Below are 7,695 nucleotides of genomic sequence, written 5' to 3'. Positions count from 1 at the left end.
CCCGGGGCCGGCGCGGCCGATGGCGCCGGCGGCGGCGTGACCGGCGTGGTCGGCGTGGTCGGGGCCGGGGTGGCCGGCGGGTCGGCCACAGCCGGTGGCCGTGCGGGCCCCTGGGGGGCGGTCAGCTGTGGCGTGTTGACGATTCGTAGCTGGCTCGAGCGTATCGAGGGGGCCTGGGACGGATGGAACACGATCTCCGCCAGCGTGTAGGCGCCGTCGGGCAGTGCCCGGGTGTCCACGGTGGCCTCGTACGGGGCGGCGGGCGCCACCTGGACGACCGTTCCGGGCCCCCGCAGGACGAACGCCGCCCAGGTCCAGGCGTCCGCGGTGGCGGTGGCGCGCAGACGCACGACGCCGCTGACAGTGCCGCGGTCGGCCGTCGGCCCCGCCGTCGACCGGGCGGCGAGCGCGAGCACGGCCGTCGACGACGCCAGTGCCGGGGCGACGACGGACCTGTCCGCGCCGGCCGCGCCGGCCGGGCCGGCCGGTGTGGTAAACCGTGTCAGGAGCAGCGCGACCGCCGCGAGAACGCCGAGGACGACCGCCGACACGGCGGCAGGCCACCTCCGGCGGGCACGGCCGTAGCCGCGATGTCGATCCATGGAACCTTCCGTCCGGTCGGCCCCCCGTGTGTCCCCCTTCGCCGGCCCATGGATCCGGGCCCGCCGGAGCGGCCATCGGGCGTCAAGGTCATTACCATGCCGCCGCCAGCCGTCCGACCGGTGCCCACAATAGCGAACAGCGGACAGAACGGGTCATCGGGCCCATTCGCCACCGTGCCGGCGAACGGCCCGACGGCCATGTCCGCTCCGGTGGGCGGACCGCCTGGACGGCCCCGGTCACGTCACGCGCCCAGCCGCGACGGGAGCGCACATCGGACAAGACGGGAGCACGCGTCGGGCACGGCGGGAGCAATACCGCGAGGCCCCGCGACGGGAACATGCGGTGGGGACACGCGGTGGGGAACATGTGCCCGGGCATGCCGCGGCACACCGCGGCGGGGCATGGCGGGACATAAGGCCCGCGGCCATGGAACAAACCGGCCGCTGCCGCGAGCCGGAGTGCCAAAGCGCTGGCAGAAGGCCTGGCAGAAGGCACAGCCCAGGCCGTACGGGCGGCTTCCGGCGCATTCAGGCGGAGCGCGGCCGGATGCTTCCCGGTAACATAACGAGCCATGGCACCGGAAATCGCGATCGACGGTACCCCGGTCGCCAGCACGCGTCCGCCGGGCACAGATCGGTGCGGGCCGCAGCAACGAGATCCACGCGATCGAGGATCCGCTGGATGCGCTCCCCCGCGATGAGCGACGCGCCCGAGCCGGTCATGGGCTGCCCCGGCTGCGAGCGGGACGATGTCACCGGGTAACCGAAAACGTCACCGGGTAACCGGAAACCGACGGACGACACCGCTCCCGACGAAGCCGGGAGTGAGGACGACGGCATAGTGCACCACACCCGACAGAACATCCGTACTCACCCGTTGCGGCCGTCCTACCGGACGGGGAGCGTTCGTCATACCCTTCGCGCAACTTCCCGGCACGGCACACGTCCGAATCGGTAAAATATCACCGAACCGGGCATGCCGCGCCCCGACTGTCCACAGGAGCCAGACCGATGCCCATTGCCACCCCAGATATCTACGCCCAGATGCTCGACCAGGCCAAGGCGGAGGCATTCGCCTACCCTGCGATCAACGTCACGTCGAGTGAAACCCTGAATGCCGCACTGAAGGGCTTCGCGGACGCCGGGAGCGACGGTATCGTACAGATTTCCACCGGAGGGGCCGAATTTCTCTCCGGTACCCGGGTGAAGAACATGGTGCTCGGCGCGCAGGCGCTGGCCGAGTTCGCCCACCATGTCGCCAAGGCGTACCCGGTCAACATCGCGCTGCACACCGACCACTGTCCTGCCGGCAAGCTCGACACCTACCTGCGCCCCCTGGTCGCGATCTCCAAGGAGCGGGTGCTCAGGGAGGGCCGCGAGCCGCTGTTCCAGTCCCACATGTGGGACGGCTCCGCGGTCGAGATCGAGGAGAACCTCAAAATCGCCGACGCGCTGCTGGCGGACACGGCCCAGGCGAAAATCGTCCTGGAGGTGGAGATCGGTGTCGTCGGCGGTGAGGAGGACGGCATCGTCGGCGCGATCGACGAGAAACTGTACAGCACGCCCGAGGACATGTGGCGGACCGTCGAGGTCCTCGGCGCCGGGGAACGGGGCCGCTACCTGGTCGCGGCAACCTTCGGAAACGTGCACGGGGTATACAAGCCGGGCAATGTGAAACTCCGTCCGAGTATCCTGCGGGATGGTCAGCAGTATGTCGCGCAGAAGCTCGGGCTGCCAGCCGGGGCCAGACCTCTCGACCTGGTCTTCCACGGCGGGAGCGGTTCCGACCTGTCCGAGATCCGCGAAGCGGTGGATTACGGCGTGATCAAGATGAATGTGGACACCGACACCCAGTACGCGTACACCCGGCCGGTCGTCGACCACGTCTTCCGGAACTACGACGGCGTTCTGAAGGTGGACGGCGAGGTCGGCGTGAAGAAGCACTACGACCCGCGCAGCTACGGCAAGGCGGCCGAAGTCGGCATGGCCGCCCGAGTCGTGAAGGCGTGCGAGGACCTGCGTTCCGCGGGACGCTCCCTCGCCAACTGACCCCGCTTGGGCGGGACGGCCCCACAACACGCTCGCCAGACCGGGCTTCGTCGTCCGGCTGGCGAGCGTTCGCGTGCGGGTGCCGACCCATCGGCCTCCCGGCGCCCGGGTGACCGGATGGCCGTCACCTTTCAACGGCCATCCGTATATGACGCAGGTTCCGGAAAGGTCGCATCATCGTCGGATCACGGCACTGTACGTATGGTCCTGCCGTTCGACGTGTCTTCGGCTGAATCAGCGGTGTTCCGCGCCGCGGGCGCCGGGCCGGCCGGGCCCGGCTTCCGGCCCATAGCACGCGGATCGCCGGCCCACGCACTGGCTCCTATCCGGATAATCCGGCCCCGATCGCCACCGGCACGGCGGGATACCGAGTTTTCCCGGCAATAAAAGTATGATGAAATCAATAAGCGCGCGTACCCGTGCGCTACCATCCGCTCCCGGGCCCCGACAAGAGCCGCCGGCCCGGTGTGCGCATCCTCACGAAGCGTATTCCCCGCTTGTTCGGCGCCCAGCAATTGTTGTTATGGTCTGCGCCGTGCTCGCGACACAGCGAACACACGTCGGGCGGCACGCCGAATCCTGCCCTCGCCCGACGAAAACCCAAACTCGTGGCAGGAACGGGGGACCCACTTCTGGGCGCCGATACCGGGCGTCCTCGGGGTGAAGCCGCACATGCGGCCGGGCAGTCCCAGCCCGAACCCGACAGCTCACTTCGCAGGCGTGGGGAAGGGCATAAAACCAATATGTCCAGTGCACGTTCCCGAAATCGACAGCACGGAACCGGCCGAATCCGGCTGGGCGCGCGGGCGCTGGTAGTCGCTCCCGCGCTGGCCGCGGCGGTCGGCGGAAGCATCGTGATGTCACAGCCCGCCAGCGCCGCCACCACCTGGGCGCAGCTACGCCAGTGCGAGTCCGGGGGGGACTACACCGTCAATACCGGCAACGGTTATTACGGTGCCTACCAGTTCTCGCTGAGCACCTGGCAGAGCCTCGGCTACCCGGGGCTGCCCAGCGACGCCTTGCCAGCCACCCAGGACGAGGCCGCGCTGAGACTGGCCAACCGGTCCGGCTTCGGCCAGTGGCCGGTCTGCGGCCAGGGGATGGGCGCCGACCAGCTGGTGGCGAGCGCCAGCTCGTCCGGGGCCGGATCGCCCAGCACCGGCACCGGCACCGGCACCGGCTCGGCGGGCGCGGCCGGGTCGACCGGGGCCCAACGCTGGGTGGTGCGTCAGAGCGCGCAGAGTCTCGCGGACAACACGCTGTTCACCACCGGGCTGATCTATCAGGTGCGCTCGGACGTACGAGCCTGGCAGCGCCAGATGAACAGGCTCGGCTACCGGATCAGGATCGACGGCCGCTACGGCCCCCAGTCCGCCTTCGCCGCCACCCTCCTGCAGAACTCGCGGGGACTGCAGGTGGACGGTATCTGCGGCCCACGGACCTGGACGGCCACCTTCGACTGAACACGGCCAGCCAACCAACCGGCCAACCGGCCGAACAGCCGGCCGAACAGCCGGCAACTGGCCGAACGACCCAGCGGTCGAACGGCCTCTGGCGGACGGCACCGCCCACCGGCGGCACGCACAGTCCGCACACAGCCGGCCCACCCGTGGCTGGACATCCGACCGGACCGGGCTGGCGCGCCATGGACAGCGCAGCCACGATCCCCTTTCATGCCAGGCCTCCGGCCGCATCCAGGAGAACCCCGGATGCGGCCGGCCCGGATCCGGCCCGGCAGGGCCGGGGACCGCTCCGGACGGCTCCGCTTCCCGGAGTGCCCCAGAAGTGACAACAAGCACATTCACGATACGAAAGAAACTTCGTCCGTCACCATAAGTCACAGAAATCGGAGAAGGCGACCCCGCCGCGGGGCGGAGTCACACCGTCAGCTACGGTGACACGTTCAAGGCGCTTAGCCCATTCGGGTGATAACAGTCACGTCGGTGTAGTTCATCCGACACCCCGATTTGCTTCGATAGAACCAGACTCGCTAGAGTCCTCCCCACTCGCCGGATCGGTGAGGCCGCCCGGACGGACGCCGAGTCCTGTCCCCGTTCGGTACGGCCCGAGCTACCGCGGAGCCACAAGGACAGGATCGGGGGAACCACCATCCGGACGTCCGTCCACGGAGTCCTTGGGGTAAAGCCGGCAGTGCCTCCTGGTGCCACCGGCCGGGCCTGATTCCCGCCCGCACCCGACAGCTCACCTCGTAGGCGACGGGAAGGACCGACCCACATGCCGTCTGGTGGCAGGCACCGCGCCCCGCAACCTCCCTCCACCGTCATGAAGGTCCTGCGTACCACCGGTGCCGTGACGGCACTCGTGAGCAGTGGCCTGGCTGTCACGACCGCACCCGCAAGCGCCGCGACCGCTGACGACTTCGCCAAACTCCGCCAGTGCGAGTCCGGCGGGAACTATCTGATCAACACCGGCAACGGCTACTACGGCGCCTACCAGTTCGACGCCCAGACCTGGCATGCCCTGGGCTACTCCGGCCTGCCCAGCGGCGCGCCGCCGACGCTTCAGGACGAGGCTGCCTACAAGCTCTACAACGCCCGTGGCTGGTCCCCGTGGCCGTCCTGCGCGTCCAAGCTGGGCCTGAGCCGTAGCGGCCCGGCACCGTCGTCCAGCGGTATCGTCGCCCCCAGCGCTCCCACCACCAGTCCGGTACAGCGTGCGATCACTCCGGTGCAGCCAGCGATGACGCTGGAACGTGCCAAGGCCCTGCTGAACTCCGAGAACTTCACCGGGACGGCGCTGTCCAGCACACTGGCCGGCGAGGTCCGCCCCGACGCCTACGTCTGGCAGAGCGAGATGCGTCAGAAGAGGTTCATCCTCCAGGTGGACGGACGCTTCGGGCGGGAGTCCCAGGGACTGGCATCGCTCTACTCGTATCTGACCCGGGTGGACGACGGCGGCGCTGGAGTGGTCGGCAAGAACCTCTGGGACGTCACCGTCACCAACCCGACCGTCCTGTAGCATACCGGGTGCACCTTTCGTACCATTTTATGACTTTGAAATTTTGCGGCCAAAGGTCACGGGACGCTCAACGCCGTTCCTTTGCCGCCGGGTCGCGGCCGGGTGCCCTGCCCGCCTCGTACCCCGATCAGGTGATGGACCTGCCGGCTCTCCCCCTCCCGGCGGGTCCATCATCTGACGGACTTCCCCCTCCGGCTGGCTGCGCGGCCGGCCGGATCCGGCAGGATGAGCCCCATGACACCCTCGCCCGAACGACCGGATCTGCTCGGTGGCCCACCGCCGGCCAAGCTCACCATCGATCCCGCCGCGGCGCAGGCGCTGAGCGCCGGCGAGGATCCGCAGACCGTCGCCGGCCGTTTTCCCGGCTCCAGCCTCGCCTGGGCAACCCTGGCCGAACGCTCCCTCGACGCCGGCAGCCCGGTGACCAGCTACGCCTACGCCAGGACGGGATACCATCGCGGCCTCGACCAGCTACGCCGCGCGGGCTGGCGCGGGCACGGGCCGATCCCGTGGTCCCACGAGCCCAACCAGGGCTTCCTGCGGGCGCTCGCGGCACTGGCCCGCGCGGCCACCGCGATCGGCGAGACCGAGGAGGCCACCCGCTGTCGCGACTTCCTCGCCGACAGCGACCCCCAGGCATCCGACGTCCTGGGGCTCAAGGCCACCTGAAGCCACCGGAGAGGCCCCGCGCGGCAACCCGCCAGCATGGGCCGCCAACGGCTCGCCGGCACTCTACTGACGTCCGATGTAAGTTACGGGCGATGCAGGCAGAGGCGGATGACGTTCGTCAACCGCACCGGAGAGCTTGCCGCGCTGGAACGCTGGTGGGCCTCGACCGACCCGCGGCCGGTGGTGGTCTGGGGACGGCGCAGAGTCGGCAAGACCGCCCTGCCGCACCGCTTCGTCGCCGGACGGCGGTCGGTCTTCCACACCGGCGCCGGCCGCGCCGCCCGCGGCGAACTGGCGCAGCTGTCCGTCGCGGGCTCGCTGGTGCCGGCCAGCGGGACGCGGACCGGCCAGGCCCGATCCGCCTCGCCGTCTGCGCCCGCGAGGAGATCCGCAACCCGCCACCCGGAATCCTCACCGTCACGGCCGACGACATCTTCTCCCCGCTCTGACGCCTTCTCCCCGTCCTGACGCCGCGCCGGGCCCCGGGACCGATCCGCTGTCGACAGGTCGGCAGGAGCACTGAAGCGCGGCGGACACCGTCTCGATCCACGAAGTCCGTAAACCGCCTCGGGTGGGCCGGTGTCCCGGGGCGACGCGGCAAACCGGTCGGCACGACAAACGATGTGAATCCAGGATTGTGACCACGGCACCGAATTCACGTCGTTCGGCAGCCAACGCCGCGGTCACGGCCGTGGTCGCCGGAACAGCGGACGGAACAACCGCCGGAACAGTGGCCTTGTTGTTTGCTGATACCGGTTTCAGCACGGACAAGGCCCGATGTATGCGGATCCGGTGCATACCGTGCTTCCATGCCCTCTGCCGAACACGAATCCCCGGTCGCCCTGACCAAGCTTGACCCGGACCTGATGGCCTGGCTGTTGGCCACCGTGTTCGACGTCAAAATGCCCGATTACCACCACGCTCGCACCGAGGCCACCGACGTCCGCGTCATGGTCCCGCGCACCTACCACGCCGACGGCATGGTGCTGTTCTGCGATCCGGTGGACCGGCCGCTGCTGGCGGCCGTGCTGGAGATCCAGCGTGGCCGGGACCTCGCGAAACAGCGAACTTGGAAGCTGTACGTGGCCCAACTGGAGGCCGAGCTGGACGTCGACACGGCGCTCGTGGTCTTCTGCCCCGACCCGGCGACAGCCCGCTGGTACCGGCGCATGCTCCCCCCGGACGGGCCGAGCGGCCTGCTGCTCCGGCCGCTGATCTTTACGCCGGGTGACGTGCCGCTGGTGGTGGACGTACGGCTGGCCCGGGCGAACCCGGCGCTGGCGGTGCTCTCCGCACTCTGCCACGGCGGTGGCGCCGAGGTGGACGCGATGTTCCCGGCGTTGTTGGAAGCGTTGCGTTCCGTAGGCCCACAGAAAGAGATCTTGTACTATGACGT

5 protein-coding genes, 2 pseudogenes and 2 riboswitches are annotated in these 7,695 nt (G+C 69.4%); of the genes and pseudogenes, 6 read left to right on the top strand and 1 reads right to left on the bottom strand.

Features of this window, described 5'->3' with window-relative positions; all coding sequences use genetic code 11:
- Positions 1–602, bottom strand: a pseudogene (locus NBX02_RS02760) (hypothetical protein); the annotation flags it as partial.
- Between the two features lie 1,011 nt (positions 603–1,613).
- Here NBX02_RS02760 and fbaA point away from each other — a divergent pair.
- The 6 genes and pseudogenes from fbaA to NBX02_RS02730 form a co-directional block, all read left to right on the top strand.
- On the top strand, positions 1,614–2,651 hold the full coding sequence (gene fbaA, locus NBX02_RS02755; RefSeq protein WP_250285305.1) for a class II fructose-bisphosphate aldolase: 1,038 nt from the start codon (positions 1,614–1,616) through the stop codon (positions 2,649–2,651).
- A 587-nt stretch (positions 2,652–3,238) separates the two neighbouring features.
- A riboswitch (cyclic di-AMP (ydaO/yuaA leader) is annotated at positions 3,239–3,387 on the top strand.
- Between the two features lie 7 nt (positions 3,388–3,394).
- Entirely contained in the window at positions 3,395–4,114 is a 720-nt protein-coding gene (locus tag NBX02_RS02750; protein WP_250285306.1) for a transglycosylase family protein, read from the top strand.
- A 601-nt stretch (positions 4,115–4,715) separates the two neighbouring features.
- Positions 4,716–4,881: riboswitch (cyclic di-AMP (ydaO/yuaA leader) on the top strand.
- Positions 4,882–4,886: 5 nt separating this feature from the next.
- Positions 4,887–5,630, top strand: a complete 744-nt coding sequence (locus tag NBX02_RS02745) for a transglycosylase family protein (protein ID WP_250285307.1) — start codon at positions 4,887–4,889, stop codon at positions 5,628–5,630.
- Positions 5,631–5,864: 234 nt separating this feature from the next.
- Positions 5,865–6,299: a DUF3151 domain-containing protein gene (locus tag NBX02_RS02740; RefSeq protein WP_250285308.1), complete on the top strand. Its 435-nt coding sequence runs from the start codon at positions 5,865–5,867 to the stop codon at positions 6,297–6,299.
- A gap of 108 nt (positions 6,300–6,407) precedes the next feature.
- Positions 6,408–6,767, top strand: a complete 360-nt coding sequence (locus tag NBX02_RS02735) for an ATP-binding protein (protein WP_250289832.1) — start codon at positions 6,408–6,410, stop codon at positions 6,765–6,767.
- Positions 6,768–7,108: 341 nt separating this feature from the next.
- Positions 7,109–7,695, top strand: a pseudogene (locus NBX02_RS02730) (hypothetical protein); the annotation flags it as partial.

The organism is Protofrankia sp. CiP1_Cm_nod1 (assembly GCF_920888515.1).
Classification (GTDB): Bacteria; Actinomycetota; Actinomycetes; order Frankiales; family Frankiaceae; genus Protofrankia.
The sequence above is the reverse complement of the archived record's forward strand: the minus strand, read 5'-3'. Positions and strand labels throughout refer to the sequence as shown.

Bases quoted from the DNA above. Each gene is read 5' to 3' on its own strand.
- NBX02_RS02750 (WP_250285306.1), top strand. From the start codon at position 3,395: ATGTCCAGTGCACGTTCCCGAAATCGACAGCACGGAACCGGCCGAATC.
- fbaA (WP_250285305.1), top strand. From the start codon at position 1,614: ATGCCCATTGCCACCCCAGATATCTACGCCCAGATGCTCGACCAGGCC.
- NBX02_RS02740 (WP_250285308.1), top strand. From the start codon at position 5,865: ATGACACCCTCGCCCGAACGACCGGATCTGCTCGGTGGCCCACCGCCG.
- NBX02_RS02735 (WP_250289832.1), top strand. From the start codon at position 6,408: ATGACGTTCGTCAACCGCACCGGAGAGCTTGCCGCGCTGGAACGCTGG.
- NBX02_RS02745 (WP_250285307.1), top strand. From the start codon at position 4,887: ATGCCGTCTGGTGGCAGGCACCGCGCCCCGCAACCTCCCTCCACCGTC.